This is a genomic window from Streptomyces sp. NPDC053513, from assembly GCF_044544765.1.
In the GTDB taxonomy this organism is placed as follows: domain Bacteria; phylum Actinomycetota; class Actinomycetes; order Streptomycetales; family Streptomycetaceae; genus Streptomyces; species Streptomyces litmocidini.
Genome location: NZ_JBITXP010000008.1, coordinates 119,208 through 134,685, shown reverse-complemented (window position 1 = coordinate 134,685; position 15,478 = coordinate 119,208). Strand labels below are relative to the sequence as shown.

Here is a 15,478-nt window from a genome sequence, read left to right as displayed (position 1 = left end):
AGTGGATCACTGTGCTGGACGACCATGATCGTTCTCACCGATAACCGCTGTACCGATGTTCCCCGAGGCCGTCGTCGTGGTCGTGGTCATGGTCGTCGTCGTCCGCGGCCATGTGGGCGTGGGCGAGAGCGAGGAGGAGCCCGGTGTCGGGCCCGTCCGCGTCGAGCGCGCCCCGCGCGGCGGCCCGTGCCTCGGCCGGCCGGCCGAGGGCGACGAGCGCGTCGCCCCGTTCCCGCACGTCGTCACGCATGTGGTCGTTGTTGCCGTTCAAGAGCCCCCACCCTCGGTGCGGCAGACCGGACGAGCGCGGCCGCGAGCGCCGCCATCCCCTGTACCGGAATTCTGGGCAACCAGAAAGCTGCCCCTCTGACCTCCTCTTTTACTGCACAAAGACCTGTAATCGGACGTACTTCGGGTGCCTGTGCCGTGGGAGCTCCGTCATGGCGGGTGGTGGGCAGAGGCACAGGCGGAGGTCTCGTCACGCATCGACCGACGATCGGATGACCCGAAGAACCCGGCCTATGCCTCGTGTACCCGGGTCAGCAGTTCCATCAGGCGTCGGGCCTCCGTCGCGCTGAGCGGTGCCAGCAATGCGGAGTTGGCCCGTTCGGCCAGCTCCGCGCACCGCTCCAGGGTTCGTACGCCCTCCGGGGTCACCGTCACCGCGTTCTTGCGGCGGTCCTGCGGATCGGGCTGTCGTCGCGCGAGCCCGGCCTCCTCCAGGTGGTTGAGCAGGAGGACCACGTCCTTCGCGTCGAAGCCCAGCCTGCGCACCAGGTCCGCCTGGGCGACCGGGCCGTACGCGGCCACCGCCGCCAGCACCGCGTGCTGTGGGAGCTTCAGCCCCTCCTCGGCGATCGCCTCGGCGACCAGGCTCCGGCCGCGCGCCGCCACGCGGCCGAGCAGCCAGCTCGGCAGGGACTGGATGTGCGCCAGGGCGTGCTGCGGGTCTTCCGTGGGGGTCATGGGGCCAGGCTATCCCGAATTCATTGGACATCCCAACGTTCTCTCCCCTACGGTGAGATTCATTGGGGATCCCAACGATTCCGGGATCCCCCGTCCTCGTCGGAACTCCCTGCCCTGTCGCACCTGGAGGTGTCCATGCGTCGTGTCCGGTACGAGACGACCGGCGGCCCTGAAGTCCTCTTCGTCGAGGAGGCCCCCGTCCCGGCTCCCGGCCCCGGTGAGCTCCTGGTCCGCAACGAAGCGATCGGCGTCACCCTGCCCGCCGTACGGAAGGTGCGCGAGGGCGCCGAACCCGGCCCGCTCGGCGGGGAGGTGGCCGGCGTCGTCGCCGGCGTCGGGGAAGGCGTCACGGGCTTCTCCGTGGGCGACCGCGTCACCGGCCTCTGCTTCGCCCACGCCTACGCCGAACTGTCCGTCGTCCACCAGGCGATGGCCTCCCGCGTCCCCGACCGGGCGACGGCCGTCGACGCCGTGGCCCTGGTCCGCAGCGGACTGGTGGCGCGCGGCGCCTACGAGGCCGGCCGCCCCCGCCCCGGCGACGCCGTCATGGTCACCGCGGCGGCCAGCGCGGTCGGCACCCTCGCCCTGCAGTACGCCAGGGCGGGCGGGGCCTCCCGCGTGGTGGCGGCCGTCGGCAGCGCGGAGAAGGCGGAGTTCGTGCGCTCCCTCGGCGCCGACGAGGTCGTGCTCTACGGGGACGAGTCCTGGGGCGATCCGGTCGACGTCGTCGTCGACGGGGTCGGCGGAGAACTCCTCGGCCCCGCGGTGCGGGCCCTCGCGCCCGGCGGCCGTCTGGTCGCCTTCAGCTCGGGCGGCGGCACGATCGACGCGTACGAGCTGCTGGTCCGGGGCGCCTCGGTCATCGGTTTCCAGATGGCGGCCATCGCCCGGGGCGAGCCCGAGGTGTACGCGCGCCGGCTCGACGAGCTGTGGGAACTCCACCGCGACCGCACGCTCCGCACCCGCGTCGCCGCCGAGATACCGCTCGCCGAAGCGGCGCGCGCCCATGAACTCGTCGAGTCCCGGCGCAATCTCGGCAAGGTCGTCCTCGTTCCCTGAGTCCGGGCGCGGGAGGGGGAGGGAGCTCAGTGGGCGTAGCGGCCCGTGTCGATCTCCCAGCGGTGGTAGCCGGCTATCCAGGCGGCGAGCCCGTCCACGTACCGACGGGCCGCCTCCCGAGCGGCCGGGGAGAGGCCCAGGAGGTCGCATATCTCGGGGACTTCGGACGACAGCTCCACGAAGCGGTCGACCATCCTCTGCGCCTCGCGCATCACTTCGACGGCGGCCTCGTCGGGGGTGCTGTCGAGCTCCTCGCGGACGATCATCACGATGTTCGCGACGTCGCCACGGGCGAGCTCCTGCGCGTACGAGTGCACGTCGTTGGTGAACGACGGTATGTCCGCCGCCAGTTGACGCATCCGCCGGAAGGCCGGGTGGTGCAGCGCTTCCTGCGGCAGCTCGAACCGGTTGAGCCGCTCGACCATGTCGAAGAGGGTCTCCATGGCGGCCGTGCCCCGGCGGAGCGCCAGATAGCTCTCCCGGTCGGGGAGGCGCCCGGTGAGCCTGCCGGCGGCCTCGGCGGGGTGGCAGGCGAAGTACCACTCCCAGTTGTAGGCGGACCGGGCGAGCCACCGGCGCGACATGCCGCGGACACTGCGCTCCCAGAGGTCGGCGAAGGCCTGCTCGACGGCGGTGCGGGCGCCGGGCTCGGGGCCGTTCCCGTGCAGAAGGCCCGTCAGACGGGTGCACATCTCGGCCACTCGGGCCGGGGACCGGCCGAGGTCCGAGTCGAACCGGTCGTCGAAGAGGAAGTAGAAGCCGAGCAGGTCCGCGGCGAGGACCAGATCGTCGGCGGCGGAGTCAGGGCTGGTGAACGCGGCGAGTCGGGGCACGTCCCACTTCTCGTACGCCGGCAGGGTGATGGTGACGGCGAGGCCTTCGTGATGGAGGAGCCAGTCCCGGTGGCGCTGCGCCACGGACGCCTGGTTCGGGTTGCTGCGAGGTGGAAACGGCAGGTCGAGCATGGTGGCGTTGGACACTGGCACCCCCAGGTTCTGATCCCGGGTCATCCCGTGACGCCCCCGGCGCGATCGAAGATTACTTGAACTGATCATCAACTGCCAGGAGTGGCAAGCAGATCGCTTTCAAGCCAGTGGAAGTACGGCGTCCGGATCGGCCGGAGGGGAGGTCTTCGGCCGGGGCGGAAGGTCTTCGGTCGGTCGGGGGGCTTCGGGGAGGTGGGGGGTCTCTGGCGGGTCGGGCGGTCTTCGGGGAAGTGGGGGGTCTTCGGCAGGTCGGGCGGTCTTCGGGCAGGCGGGGGTCTCCGGCCGGTCGGGCGGTCTTCGGCCGCGCGGGAGGTCTCTCGCCCCGGCCGCGGCCGTCGGTGTCCTTGGGGCGTGGGCCGTGCCCGCGGGCCGTGGGCCATGGGTCGTGCCCGTGGGTCGTGGGTCGCAGGCCGTGGATCGTGGGTCGTGGGGCGTGATGACGGGCGAGGGGGGCGGCATGTCGGTCATGCGTTCCCCCGTTCGTTGCGACGGGTGGTTCGCCCCCCGTGCGCGCCACCCGTGGACGGGGGAGCGCGTTGGGGTTGCCGTGACGCCCGGTGCAGTGACGGTTCTGCATCCGGGACCTGCGGGTTCTGTATCGACTCCCGATCACGGCGGGTCGATGGCGAGAGTGAAGATCTGGATGGTGCGCGGTGCCGGAGATGTGGAATCGGGACGAGGGACACGACACCCGGTTCGTGGACCGCTTCCGGGACGGTCACGCCCTGGTCGGACGGGACGGGGAACTCGCCGCGCTCCGGGCGGCCGTGTCCGGGCACCGGCTGGTCACCGTGACCGGAGCGGCCGGGACGGGCAAGAGCCGGCTGGCCCTGGCCGCCCTCACACCGCCCTCCGACGGCCCCGCGCGGACGGTGGTGCGGGTGCGCTGGCACGACGGGATCCCCGTCGGACGCCGGGCACTGACCGCGCGGGTCGCACGCGCCCTGAGCGGCGCGGGCCTGCCCTGGGGCGTCGCCGGGGCCCCCGGCGGCCCCGGACTGTCCTGGGACCCGGCACCCGTGGAGCTCGCCGCGCCCCCTCGCCCCGCCCCGGCGGGCGAGGTGCTCCTCCTCCTGGACGACGTCGACCCCGTCCACACCGAATGCATCGGCCTGGTCCAGACGCTGCTGATGGCCCGGCCGACGGTACGCGTCCTGGTGACCGCGCGGCGACCGCTCGGCCTCGGGGACGAACGGGTGATCCGACTGGCGCCCCTGCCCGTGGAGGCGGCACCGGGCCGGCCGGGCGCGTCCCCCGCCGCGGAGCTCCTCGTCTCCCGAGCTCGGGAGCGCGGATGGACCGAGGAACCCGATCCGACGGCCGTGGCCCGAGTCTGCCGACTGCTCGAAGGCGTCCCCCTGGCACTCGAACTCGCCGCGGGCCGGCTGGGGGAGTGGACGATGGAGGAGCTGGCCGCCCATCTCGAAACCGGCCAGTGCCGGCTGTCCGACCCGGAGCCGCTCCTGCTGCGGCACCGCACGCTGCGCACCTCCATCGGGGCCGTCCACGCCCTCTGCGAACCGGCCCAGCGCACGGTCTGGCGCCGGCTCAGCGTCTTCACCGGACCCTTCACGGAGGCGGCGGCGGTGTTCGTGTGCCTCGGCTCCGACCTTGCACCGCACGAGGTGCCCCCCGCCCTGGCGGTGCTGAGCGCCACCGGCGTGCTCCAGACGCTCGGGGAGGCGGGCGCGGTGCGCCCGCCCCGCTACCGCATGGCCCGGGCCGCACGCGACTTCGGTGCGGAACGGCTCGCGGCGGCGGGCGAGTGGACGATGACGCGGGACCGGCACGCCGTCCACTTCCGCGGTGTGGCGGCCGTCGCCGAGACCCTGTGGAACACCGGACTGCAGCGGCAGGCGTTCCAGGCCGTCCAGGACGAGCGCGACGACCTGATGGCCCTCGTGCACCGCGCCGGCGACGGGGCCGGCGACGCCGAGACGGCCCTGGAGACCATGCTGCACCTGTGGTTCTGGTGGGCGGTCCAGGACCACGCCCGGGAAGGCAGCGGCCTCCTGCACGGACTGCTGCCCCGGCTGCCCGCCGACAGCCCCCTCGTGGCACGGGGCCGATGGCTCGCGGCCTGGCTCAGCGCGGCGTGGGACCCGCGCACGGCGCACCACCTGCTCTCCCTCGCCTGGCCCGCGGCCGTGCTCGCCGGCGACGACGCCCTCCTCGGCCGCATCGCCCATGTGCACGGAACCCTGGCGTGGCAGCGACAGGACCCCGTATCGGCCGCCCAGTACTACCGGCAGGCGGCGGACACCACGCCCAGCGGCGCCCCCTGGGGGCCTTCCCCGGCCGTGAGCCTCGCCGCCCTCGCCGTGGTCCAGGCCCACCACGCCCCCGCGGCGGCGGCCCGCACCGCCCGCCGGGCACTCGCGCAGCCCGACTGCGCCGACGACGCCTGGGCCACGGCGCTGGCCCACTACGCCCGCGCCTTCGCCGACCACCGCTCCGGACACACCGGCCGCGCCCGGCACCGGGCCGGCCGCGCCCTGGCGGACCTCGAAGCCCGGCTCGACGCCCCGCAGGCCCGCCGCGCCCTGCGGCTCCTCCTCGCCACCCTCGATCTCGCCGCGACGACGGCCGGCGCCCCGACACCGCGGCCCCGCCCGCACGTCCCCGTACCGCGCGACGGAGCCCAGACCCCGTCGGCGACGGCGAGCCTGGCCCCGCGGTGACCTCCCGCCGCCGGTCCCGGACCGCCGCGAAGGCGAGGAGCGTCGCGGAGGCGAGGACCGCCGGGGAGTCCCTCCCCACGGCGAGCCTCGCCCCGCGAGCCCGGTGGAGGCGAGGCCTCGCCCCGTATCGGCCCGGCCGGGACACGGCCTCGCCCCGCGAGTTCCGGCCGGGACGGGGCCTCGTCCCGTGTCGGCCCGGCCGGGACGCGGCGTACGCCTCGATGGCGTCGCGCCGGTACGAGGCGAGCCCCGGAGCGATCGCCTCGTACGCGGCGCCCCGGAGCGTCGCCGTCACCGGCACCACTGCCGTCACCGTCACCGTCCCGCCCCCGCGACGAGTTCCTCCGCCACGCGCGTGCGGGCGTACAGCACGGACCGGCCCGCCCGGTGGGCCGAGACGAGACCGGCCGCGCGCAGGGCGCCGAGGTGCTGCGACACCCCGCCGGGGGTCAGACCCGTGCGTCCGGCCAGATCGGTCGTCGAGGCCGGCGCGGTGAGCTCCGCGAGCAGCTGCGCGCGCGACCGGCCGAGGACCCCGGACAGCGCCCGGGAGGCCGACTCCGGCGGGGCCTCCCACAGGGTGCCGATGCCGCGCGGGGGATAGCGCAGGGCCGGCTGGTAGACGGGGTCCGTCGTCGAGAACACCCGGGGCCACACGAACGCCGAGGGCACGAGCAGCAGTCCGCGCCCGTCCAGCCTGCGCACGCCGTGCACGAAGCGGTGCTCGACGCTCAACGTGCCCGAATTCCAGGCGAGTCGGGGTTCGAGGTCCTCGAAGAGGCTCCGCGTCCCGCCCTCCGCGAAGCGCCGGGCCCGATACTGGATGTCGGCCTCCAGGTGCGTCTGGACACGGGGCCAGTACGGCGCCATCGCGAGCTCCCAGAAGGCCGCGATGACGTCCGCGAGCCGCCCGAGTCCGCGCTCCGGATCGGCCCGCAGCGCCTCGACCCCGGGCTGCGCCTCGCGTGCGGAGGCCCGGAGCCGTTCGTGCGGGGTGGCGCGCAGGGCCGCCAGCTCCACGGAGAGCGACGGGCCGGACGTGCTGGGCGGCGGACAGAGGAAGCCGGGGACGGACGGCGCGGGCACCGGCACCAGCGAGGTCAGCGGCGTCAGATCGAGCCGCGCGGCCGCGATCCGGGCGCGTACCTGCGCGGCCCACCGCCGGTGCAGCGCCTGCTCGTCGGCCCCCATCAGCACCCGGGCCCCGGCCACGGCCTCCCAGAGCGGTGAGATGGCGAAGCGGGTGCGCGCGACGTCCTCGGCGGAGAACTCGATCTCCAGCACCGTGGTCCCTGCCCTTCCCGGCCTGCCGCCGTTCCCAGGATTCACGTGAGGCTAAAACATTGGCTCCGGTCTGTGAGGACCGGCCACCGTACCGGACATGCCCACCTTCCTCCCCGCCTCCCGGCGCGTGCGGTTCTCCCGGCGCGCACGGCTTCCCCACGGCGCCCCGTCCCCCTGGCGCGCCGAGGACTTCCGCGTCCTGTTCTCCGCGTCCGTCCTGAGCACCCTCGGGACGAACGTCTCCTACCTCGCCGTCCCGATGGTCGCCGTCCTCGCCCTCGACGCCGGTCCCGGCCGGGTCGGCCTGCTCGCCTCCCTGAGCACGGCGGCGTTCCTGCTCATCGGCCTCCCCGCGGGCGCGTGGGTCGACCGGATGCGCCACCGCACCGTCCTGATCGTGGCGGACCTGCTGCGCGCGGCGCTGCTCGCGTGGATCCCGGTGGCCTGGTGGCTCGGCGTCCTGACCTTCGACGGCCTGTGCGTGGTGGTGTTCCTGAGCGGGGTCGCCACGGTCCTCTTCGACGTCGCCTCGCAGAGCGTCCTGCCCCGGCTCGTCGAGCCCGCCGTCCTGATCCCGGCGAACTCGGCCCTGGTGAGCCTGACGGCCGCGGGCAACGTGGCCGGCCGGGGCGCGGGCGGCGCGCTGGTGCAGCTCCTGGGGGCACCGCTCGCGGTGGTCTGCGCCGCGGCCGGCCACCTCGGGTCGGGGCTCCGCCTGCTGCGGATGGCACGCGACGACGCGCACGGGGCCGCCCCGGAGCCCGTGGCGACGCCCCCCGAGGCCGCCGAGACTCCTGACGGGACCGGCCTCGCGGCCCCCGGGACCGCCGCCGGGACCGCTCCCGAGGGCCCCGCGTCCCCCACCGGGGTCGCCCACAGTCGCTTGTCCGGTCGTGCGCCCGGTCTGCGGGCGCAGATCGCCGAGGGACTGCGGCACGTCCTGGGCCACGCGGAGCTGCGCGCCCTCGCGCTCACCGGTGCGGTCGGCAACCTCGGCACGGTCATGGTGAACACGATGCTCCCCGTGGTGTTCCCCCGTGAACTCGGCCTGTCGGCGGGCGCGCTCGGTCTGTTCTGGGCGGCCGGCGGCATCGGGCTCTTCCTCGGGGCCCGCTGCGCCCGTCCCCTCGCCGACCGGTTCGGCCACGGCCGGGGGCTGGTCGTGGTCGACCTGTGCCTGTCCCCGGCGGGCCTCCTGGTGCCCCTGATGGACCGGGGCGCCTGGCTCTGGGCGGCGGGCGCCGGATGGGTCGCGTTCGCCATGAGGACGGGGGCGGCCAACGTCCTGGGCGTGAGCCTCCGGCAGCGTCTGACCCCGGGCGATCTGCTCGGCCGCATGAACGCCACCTTCCGGTTCCTTCTCACCGGCTCGATGGCCGTCGCCGGCGCGCTCGCCGGTGCCATCGGCGCGCACTGCTCGCCCCGCACGGCCCTCTGGGCCGGCGGAGCCCTCCTCGGCCTGAGCTTCCTGCCGGTACTCTTCTCCCCGCTGCGCCGGCGCCGTGAGCTCCCGACCGGCGAAGCACCCTGCGGGAGCGCCGCGCTCGCGCCCCGGGAAAACGACGCCCCGAAAAAATAATTCGGCGGCCGATGTCGAGAACCCGCGCCCTGCTCCGTCCCCGGTGTGAGAGCGACCAGAATGGGCCGCACCAGCACCGAGGAGAACACCATGGCCAAGTACCTGCTGCTGAAGCACTACCGCGGCGCCCCGGCGGCGGTGAACGACGTCTGCATGGACCAGTGGACGCCGGAGGAGATCTCGGCGCACATGCAGTACATGCACGACTTCGCGGCCCGTCTGGAGAAGACCGGCGAGTTCGTCGACGGTCAGGCGCTCGCTCCCGAGGGAACGTGGGTCCGCTACGACGGCGAGGGCCGTCCGCCCGTCACCGACGGCCCGTTCGCCGAGACGAAGGACCTCATCGCCGGCTGGATGGTGATCGACGTCGACAGCTACGAGCGCGCCGTCGAGCTCGCCGGGGAGCTCTCCGCCGCCCCCGGGGCCGGCGGGAAGCCGATCCACGAGTGGCTCGAACTGCGCCCGTTCATGGCCGCTCCGCCCACCATCACGGAGTGACCCCCACCATGGACGAGGCACTGCTCCGAAGCCTCATCCCGGGTGTCCTCGCCGTCCTCGTCCGCCGCGGAGCCGACTTCGCGGCGGCCGAGGACGCCGTGCAGGACGCCCTGGTCGAGGCGGTCCGCGTCTGGCCGGCCGACCCTTCCCCAAGCTCTCGGCTGCGCTCGAGCAGGGGAGACCCCATTCGCGATCCCAAGGGATGGCTGGTCACCGTGGCCTGGCGCAAGTTCCTGGACGCCACCCGGGCGGACACCGCCCGGCGACGGCGCGAGGACCTCGTCGACGAGGAACCCGCGCCCGGCCCCGTGCCCGCGGTGGACGACACGCTCCAGCTCTACTTCCTCTGCGCCCACCCCTCCCTGACGCCGTCGTCCGCGGTCGCGCTCACGCTGCGCGCCGTCGGCGGGCTGACCACCCGCCAGATCGCCGAGGCCTACCTGGTGCCCGAGGCGACCATGGCGCAGCGCATCAGCCGGGCCAAGCGCACGGTCTCGGGTCTCGGGCCCTCCTCCGCCCGCACGGCGGGGGGAGCCCGGGGGAGGTTCGACCGGCCGGGTGACGTCGCCACCGTGCTGCGCGTCCTCTACCTGGTCTTCAACGAGGGGTACTCCGGCGACCTCGACCTCGCCGCCGAGGCCATCCGGCTCACCCGGCAGCTCGCGGCCGCGATCGACCATCCGGAGGTGGCGGGGCTCCTCGCCCTGATGCTGCTCCACCACGCCCGGCGCGCCGCCCGGATCGCGCCCGACGGCAGTCTGGTGCCGCTCGCCGAGCAGGACCGCGGCCGGTGGGACACCGCGGCGATCGCCGAGGGCGTCGAGATCCTGCAGGCGGCCCTCGCCCGCGACCGTCTCGGCGAGTTCCAGGCGCAGGCCGCCGTCGCGGCGCTCCACGCCGACGCCCCCACGGCCGAGGAGACCGACTGGGTGCAGATCGTCGAGTGGTACGACGAGCTCGTGCGCCTGACCGACAGCCCGGTCGTCCGGCTCAACCGGGCGGTCGCCGTCGGCGAGGCCGACGGGCCGCGCGCAGGTCTGGCGGCCCTCGCGGAGCTGGACGGCTCCCTGCCCCGGTACGCGGCGGTGGCGGCGTACCTCCACGAACGCGCCGGCGACCTCACGACGGCCGCGCGTCTGTACGCCGAGGCGGCGAGGAAGGCGACCGACGTCCTGGAGCGCGACCACCTGACCCGCAGGGCCGCACGCCTCAACACCCGCCTCCACGGCCGCCCCGACGCGGACCGGCCCCGCTGACGGCCCCCTCCCCGGCGGTCCACGCGGACGGACCCCCTCCCCACCGGTCGCCGCGGACGGGACGCCTTCCTCCCTCCCGTCCCCGTCGACCGGACTCCTTCTTCCCTGCCGGCCCCGCCTCGCTCGGTTCTCCGGTGAACGTGCCCATTTCACGGAGGAGTTCGCGGTGCGGGGTGCACGACGTGGAGGCGATGCGGAGGGCCTATTGAGAAACCTTGTTGAATAACCCCGTACCCTAGGTTCGCACTTGATTTGCTCCTGCCAATCCGCACAGGGTTCTCTCGAACGTTTGACGCCCCACACGTCAACACGAGGAGAGAACCTCTTTCATGGCAACTCACAAGCGATCCCACGGCCTTCGCCACGCGGCCATAGCCACAGGTGTGGCCGCCGCGGCCACCACGGCGCTGCTCGCCGGCAACCTCGCCGGCGCGGCCGCCCCGGCCGAGGGGACCGTCCACGGGCTCGACGCCCCCGGCGCCGTCGACGGCAGCTTCGTCGTCATCCTCGACGCATCCGCGAACAAGGCGGAGCTCGCGAAGAAGTACGGCGGCACCCTCCGGCGCTCCTACGGCTCCAAGGTCAACGGCTTCTCGGCCTCGGACCTGACCGTCCAGGAGGCCAAGCGGCTCGCCGCCGACCCCGCCGTCGACATGGTCGTGCAGAACAAGCGTTTCTCCATCAAGGAGACGCAGGAGAAGCCCCCGTCCTGGGGCCTGGACCGGATCGACCAGGCCGAGACGGCCGGCGACGAGAAGTACACCTACCCCGACGGCGGAGGGGAGGGCGTCACCGCGTACGTCATCGACACCGGCGTCCGGATCACCCACCAGGACTTCGGCGGCCGGGCCACCCACGGCTTCGACGCCGTGGACAACGACGACACGGCCGACGACGGCAACGGCCACGGCACCCACGTCGCGGGCACCATCGCCGGCACCGCCCACGGCGTCGCCAAGAAGGCCAAGATCGTCGCCGTACGGGTGCTCGACGACAACGGCTCCGGCACCACCGAGCAGGTCGTCGCCGGCATCGACTGGGTGACGAAGAACCACTCCGGGCCCTCCGTCGCCAACATGAGCCTCGGCGGCGGCGCCGACGAGGCGCTCGACGCGGCGGTCCAGCGCGCCATCGCCTCCGGCGTGACCTTCGCCGTCGCGGCCGGGAACGAGTCCTCCGACGCCGGCCAGGGCTCGCCGGCCCGGGTGCCCGAAGCGCTCACCGTGGCGTCCAGCACCAAGGGCGACGAGCAGTCGGACTTCTCCAACTTCGGCGCGGTGGTGGACCTGTACGCCCCCGGCTCGGAGATCACGTCGGACTGGAACGACAGCGACACCGGGGTCAAGACCATCTCCGGTACGTCCATGGCCACGCCCCACGTGACGGGTGCCGCGGCGCTCTACCTGGCGGCCCACCCGACGGCGACGCCCGCCGACACGGCCGCCGCGCTGACCGGGGCGGCCACGCCGGACGCCATCAAGAACCCCTCCTCCGGCACGGCGAACAAGCTCCTGAAGGTGACGCCGTGACCGTGCGGTGAGAACCGCGAGGACGGCCCCCACACCGTGGGGGCCGTCCCCTTTTCCCGACCGCCCTTTTTCCGTCCGTCCTTTTCCGTCCACCCTTTTTCGGTTCGCCCCTTTCGTCGGGAACCGGCCCGTGGCCAGAATCTGTCCCTGTGGGGGAAGGCCGCTGCGGCGCCGAAGGGGGACGGGGATGAGCGCATGGGTGGTCCCGGGATACACGGAGACCCGGGAGCTGGGGGCGGGCGGCAGCGGACGCGTGGCGCTGGCCGTCCACGACGCCACCGGCGTACCGGTGGCCGTCAAGTACCTCGGCGAGCGGCTCCGTTCGGACGAGGCGTTCGTCCGCGGCTTCCGCTCCGAGGCCCGGCTCCTCGGCGCCCTCGACACCCCGTACGTCGTCGGGCTCTACGAGTACGTCGAGGCGCCCGGGGGAGCAGCCATCGTCATGGAGCTGGTGGACGGCGTCGCGCTGCGCGCCCTCCTCAGCCGGGAGGGCTCCACCGGGCCCGAGGCCGCCCTCGCGGTCCTCAAGGGCTCGCTCCTCGGACTCGCCGCCGCGCACCGGGCGGGCGTCGTCCACCGGGACTACAAGCCCGAGAACGTCCTCGTCGCCGCCGACGGGTCCTCCAAACTCGTCGACTTCGGGATCGCGGCCGGACGGGACAGCAGGCCGGGCATCGCCGGGACGCCCGCCTACATGGCACCCGAGCAGTGGAACGGCGCGCCCGCCTCGCCCGCGGCCGACGTCTACGCGGCGACCGCGACCTTCTTCGAGTGCCTGACCGGACGCAAGCCCTACGCGGGGGACAACTTCGCCGAACTCGCCCTCCAGCACCTGGAGGCGCCCGTACCCGACGGACAGGCACCGGAACCGCTGCGCCCGCTCATCCGCCGCGGCCTCGCCAAGGCCCCGCACGAACGGCCGGAGAACGCCGACGCGTTCGTCAGCGAACTGGAGTCGGTCGCCACCGCCGCGTACGGACCGGACTGGGAGGAACGAGGACGGGGCCGCCTCGCGGCGCTCGCCGCACTCCTGCCGCTCCTCTTCCCCTCCTCGGGCGGTACGGCCCAGGGCACCACGGCGCTCGCCACGACGACCCTGCCCGAACCGCCGCCGCGCCTCCGGCGACGCCTCCCGCACGGGCTGCCCGCGGCCGCGGCGGCCCTCGTCCTGGCGCTCCTCCTCGCCCTCGCCGCACGGGCCGGGGGAGAGGAGGCTGCCGGGGACGAGACCGCCCAGGCCGTCGCGACGACGAACACGTCACCGAGCACCGGCCCCCCGACCACGACCCCGAGCACGACTCCGAGCACGACTCCGACTTCGACCCCGACGACCCAGGAACCCTCCCCGCCTCCGGAAACGCCCGAGCCCCCCTCACCGACCGACACGACGACCGAACCGACCACGACACCCCCACCCACCACGACGGAGCCGATGCTCCCGCCCACCACGCCACCCACCACGCCCCCCACGACACCGCCCACGACCCCGCCGACCACCCCGCCGACGACGCCCCCGGTCTCCGTCACGGCCGTCTCGGTCACGAGCCTGCGCCAGATCGGGCCGACGGACGCGGAGGCCACCGTCGAGATCACGACGGACGGAACCGGACCGGTGACGCTCCTCGTCGAGTGGTTCACCGGCGACGAGAAGGGCGCGCCCGGCACGCCGGACGGCTCGGAGACCGTCCGGCGCGAAGGGGCAGACCGGTACACCCTCACGCTCCCGCACGCGGTCCGGGGTGCCGGCTGCTACTGGGGAGTGCGCGCGACCACCGACCCCGCCGCCGCGAACGGCGGCTCCCTGCAGCAGATCTTCATCCGGCGGTGTGTGATCACATGAACGACGACGACTACAGCGCCACCGAACTGGGCAGCCACTGGTTCGAGGGCCCGAGACCGGATCCGACGCCCGACCGCGTCGAGGGCGAAGTGCTGCGCTTCGGCCCCGGGGTGACCGCGGCCGCCGCCCGCCGAGCCGAGAACACCCCGACGGCGGCCCAGATCTGGCACGGCACCCTGCCGGGCGCCCCGCCACCCCGCGGGCCCCGCACGCGCCGACCCCTCCGGTACGTGCCCGCGGCCGCGATCCTGCTCGCCGTCCTGGCCTTCCTGGCCTGGCGCGAGTACGGCCCCCGGGTCGCGGTCCGCTCCGTCACGGTCACCGCCCCCGGGGGACCGCTCGGCTGTGACGGTACGGCGAACGTGCTGGGCGTCGTACGCACCGACGGCCGCCCGGGCACCCTCACGTACCACTGGGAACGCAGCGACGGCACCCACTCGGCCCCCTTGCGCGAGACCCTGCCCCGCGACCGGAAGGAGGCCCGCCTCCACCTCCTGTGGACCTTCCAGGGCCAGGGCACCCACCACGCGGTGGCCCGCCTGGTGATCACGTCCCCGTCCACCCATACGGCGGAGACCACCTTCACGTACCGCTGCGGGTGACTCCGAAGGAGGGGACGCCGAGGTTCGTGTGCGGTGGGAGCGAGCGTTCCGCGTACAGGAGGAGCGCCGCGCCCGTCAGGACCAGGAGGGCGAGCACCGTCCACAGGTGCCAGGGGCCCGTGTCGAGGAGGAAGCCCAGGAGCATGGGGGCGACGGTGCGGCAGACCGACCAGGAGAGTTGGTGGACCGACAGGTAGCGGCCCCGCAGGTGGTCGGGGGCGGCCTGGACGGAGAGGCTCTGCGCGGGGGCGGAGTGGACGAGTTCGCCGCCGGTGTAGAGCGCGGCGACCGCCAGCACGGCGACGAGGGCGTCCGCGCCGTGGACCAGTCGGGGGAGGGCGGCGAAGGCGGCGAACGAGAGCGCGAAGACGGCCGCGCCCAGGGCGGCCGTGCGGGTGCGTCTGCCGCGTGAGGCCAGGCGGGCGGCGGGGACGCCGAGGGCGGCGACCAGGACGGTGTTGAGCGCGAAGACCACGCCGGCCAGGGCGTCGGGCAGGGTGACGTCGCGGGTGAGGAAGACGGCAGGGCCATGGCCTGGGTGGTGTAGCCGAAGGCGATGAGGAAGTTGGCCGTCGTGAGGAGGAGGTAGGGGCGGTCGGTGAGCACCCGGCGGTATCCGCCGCGCCTGTCCGGTCGCTCGGCGGGGGTGCGGACCGGCTGGGGGATCCGGGCGACCAGGACGGCGGCGACGGCGAAGACCGCGGCGAGGGTCTCGGCGGCGACGACGAAGCCGGTGGTGCCGTTCCAGGCGAGCATGCCGGCCGCGGCCAGGCTGCCGCAGCCCATGCCGGCGTTGCGCAGGCTGCGGTCCCACGCCAGGAGCCGGTCCCGTTCGGCGCCTCGGGCGAGGTCACCGATGAGCGACTGCTGGCTCGGTGACGACGCCCACATCCCCACCGCGACCACCAGGGCGATCGCCAGGAAGGCGGGGTAGGAGTCGGCGAACGGGTAGGCGGCGAAGCCGGTCGCGCGCAGCGCGAGCACGCCGATGAGCACCCGGCGGCCGCCGAAGCGGTCGATGAGGACGCCCGCGGCGGGCATGAACGCCAGGGCGCTGAGCCCGGCGACCGTGAGTCCCGTGCCGATCGACGTGAGCGACAGACCGGTGAGGCCGTGGATGAACAGCATGGTCAACGGCACGTAGATGCCGTCGCCGATCGACGTGGCCAGGCTCGAGGCGATGAGACGGCGGGGAGCG

At 74.2% G+C, this 15,478-nt stretch carries 13 protein-coding genes and 1 pseudogene; 8 read left to right on the top strand and 6 right to left on the bottom strand.

Annotation, left to right across the window (positions count from 1 at the left end; genetic code table 11):
• Positions 1-34 precede the first annotated feature (34 nt).
• A complete protein-coding gene (locus ACIGW4_RS16200) occupies positions 35-271 on the bottom strand; it encodes a hypothetical protein (protein WP_399581025.1) in 237 nt (78 codons plus the stop codon).
• Positions 272-519: 248 nt separating this feature from the next.
• A complete protein-coding gene (locus ACIGW4_RS16195; protein WP_399581022.1) occupies positions 520-966 on the bottom strand; it encodes a MarR family winged helix-turn-helix transcriptional regulator in 447 nt (148 codons plus the stop codon).
• 135 nt (positions 967-1,101) lie between these two features.
• On the opposite strand from ACIGW4_RS16195, the gene ACIGW4_RS16190 reads away from it, so the two are divergent.
• Positions 1,102-2,025: a zinc-binding alcohol dehydrogenase family protein gene (locus tag ACIGW4_RS16190; RefSeq protein WP_399581020.1), complete on the top strand. Its 924-nt coding sequence runs from the start codon at positions 1,102-1,104 to the stop codon at positions 2,023-2,025.
• 26 nt (positions 2,026-2,051) lie between these two features.
• On the opposite strand, the gene ACIGW4_RS16185 is transcribed toward ACIGW4_RS16190, so the two are convergent.
• Positions 2,052-3,011, bottom strand: coding sequence for a terpene cyclase (locus ACIGW4_RS16185; RefSeq protein ID WP_398709725.1), 960 nt, complete (start codon positions 3,009-3,011; stop codon positions 2,052-2,054).
• Between the two features lie 662 nt (positions 3,012-3,673).
• On the opposite strand from ACIGW4_RS16185, the gene ACIGW4_RS16180 reads away from it, so the two are divergent.
• The gene (locus ACIGW4_RS16180; protein WP_399581017.1) at positions 3,674-5,692 is read left to right on the top strand and encodes an ATP-binding protein; all 2,019 of its coding nucleotides are present in this window, start codon (positions 3,674-3,676) and stop codon (positions 5,690-5,692) included.
• A 315-nt stretch (positions 5,693-6,007) separates the two neighbouring features.
• Here the strand turns inward: ACIGW4_RS16180 and ACIGW4_RS16175 are convergent, their stop codons facing one another.
• Complete coding sequence (locus tag ACIGW4_RS16175; protein WP_123458265.1) at positions 6,008-6,976, bottom strand: DUF5937 family protein; 969 nt, start codon at positions 6,974-6,976, stop codon at positions 6,008-6,010.
• 97 nt (positions 6,977-7,073) lie between these two features.
• Between ACIGW4_RS16175 and ACIGW4_RS16170 the strand changes: the two genes are divergently transcribed.
• From ACIGW4_RS16170 to ACIGW4_RS16145, 6 genes are all read left to right on the top strand, one after another.
• The gene (locus tag ACIGW4_RS16170) at positions 7,074-8,555 is read left to right on the top strand and encodes an MFS transporter (RefSeq protein ID WP_399581016.1); all 1,482 of its coding nucleotides are present in this window, start codon (positions 7,074-7,076) and stop codon (positions 8,553-8,555) included.
• 90 nt (positions 8,556-8,645) lie between these two features.
• Positions 8,646-9,053 carry a YciI family protein gene (locus ACIGW4_RS16165; RefSeq protein ID WP_123458899.1) on the top strand — a complete coding sequence of 136 codons (408 nt, stop codon included), beginning with the start codon at positions 8,646-8,648 and terminating at the stop codon, positions 9,051-9,053.
• An 8-nt stretch (positions 9,054-9,061) separates the two neighbouring features.
• Complete coding sequence (locus ACIGW4_RS16160) at positions 9,062-10,309, top strand: RNA polymerase sigma factor (RefSeq protein ID WP_123458263.1); 1,248 nt, start codon at positions 9,062-9,064, stop codon at positions 10,307-10,309.
• Positions 10,310-10,638: 329 nt separating this feature from the next.
• The gene (locus ACIGW4_RS16155; protein WP_399581013.1) at positions 10,639-11,838 is read left to right on the top strand and encodes a S8 family serine peptidase; all 1,200 of its coding nucleotides are present in this window, start codon (positions 10,639-10,641) and stop codon (positions 11,836-11,838) included.
• A gap of 187 nt (positions 11,839-12,025) precedes the next feature.
• Positions 12,026-13,678, top strand: a complete 1,653-nt coding sequence (locus ACIGW4_RS16150) for a serine/threonine-protein kinase (RefSeq protein WP_399581012.1) — start codon at positions 12,026-12,028, stop codon at positions 13,676-13,678.
• Complete coding sequence (locus tag ACIGW4_RS16145; protein WP_399581009.1) at positions 13,675-14,280, top strand: hypothetical protein; 606 nt, start codon at positions 13,675-13,677, stop codon at positions 14,278-14,280. Before ACIGW4_RS16150 ends, ACIGW4_RS16145 begins: the two co-directional genes overlap by 4 nt.
• Here the strand turns inward: ACIGW4_RS16145 and ACIGW4_RS16140 are convergent.
• Together ACIGW4_RS16140 and ACIGW4_RS16135 are read right to left on the bottom strand one after the other, a co-directional pair.
• On the bottom strand, positions 14,261-14,896 hold the full coding sequence (locus tag ACIGW4_RS16140) for an MFS transporter (RefSeq protein ID WP_399581298.1): 636 nt from the start codon (positions 14,894-14,896) through the stop codon (positions 14,261-14,263). The two genes, ACIGW4_RS16145 and ACIGW4_RS16140, sit on opposite strands and share 20 nt — an antisense overlap.
• Positions 14,860-15,408 (bottom strand): annotated as a pseudogene (locus ACIGW4_RS16135) (MFS transporter); the annotation flags it as partial. The gene ACIGW4_RS16140 and the pseudogene ACIGW4_RS16135, both read right to left, overlap by 37 nt.
• Positions 15,409-15,478 lie beyond the last annotated feature (70 nt).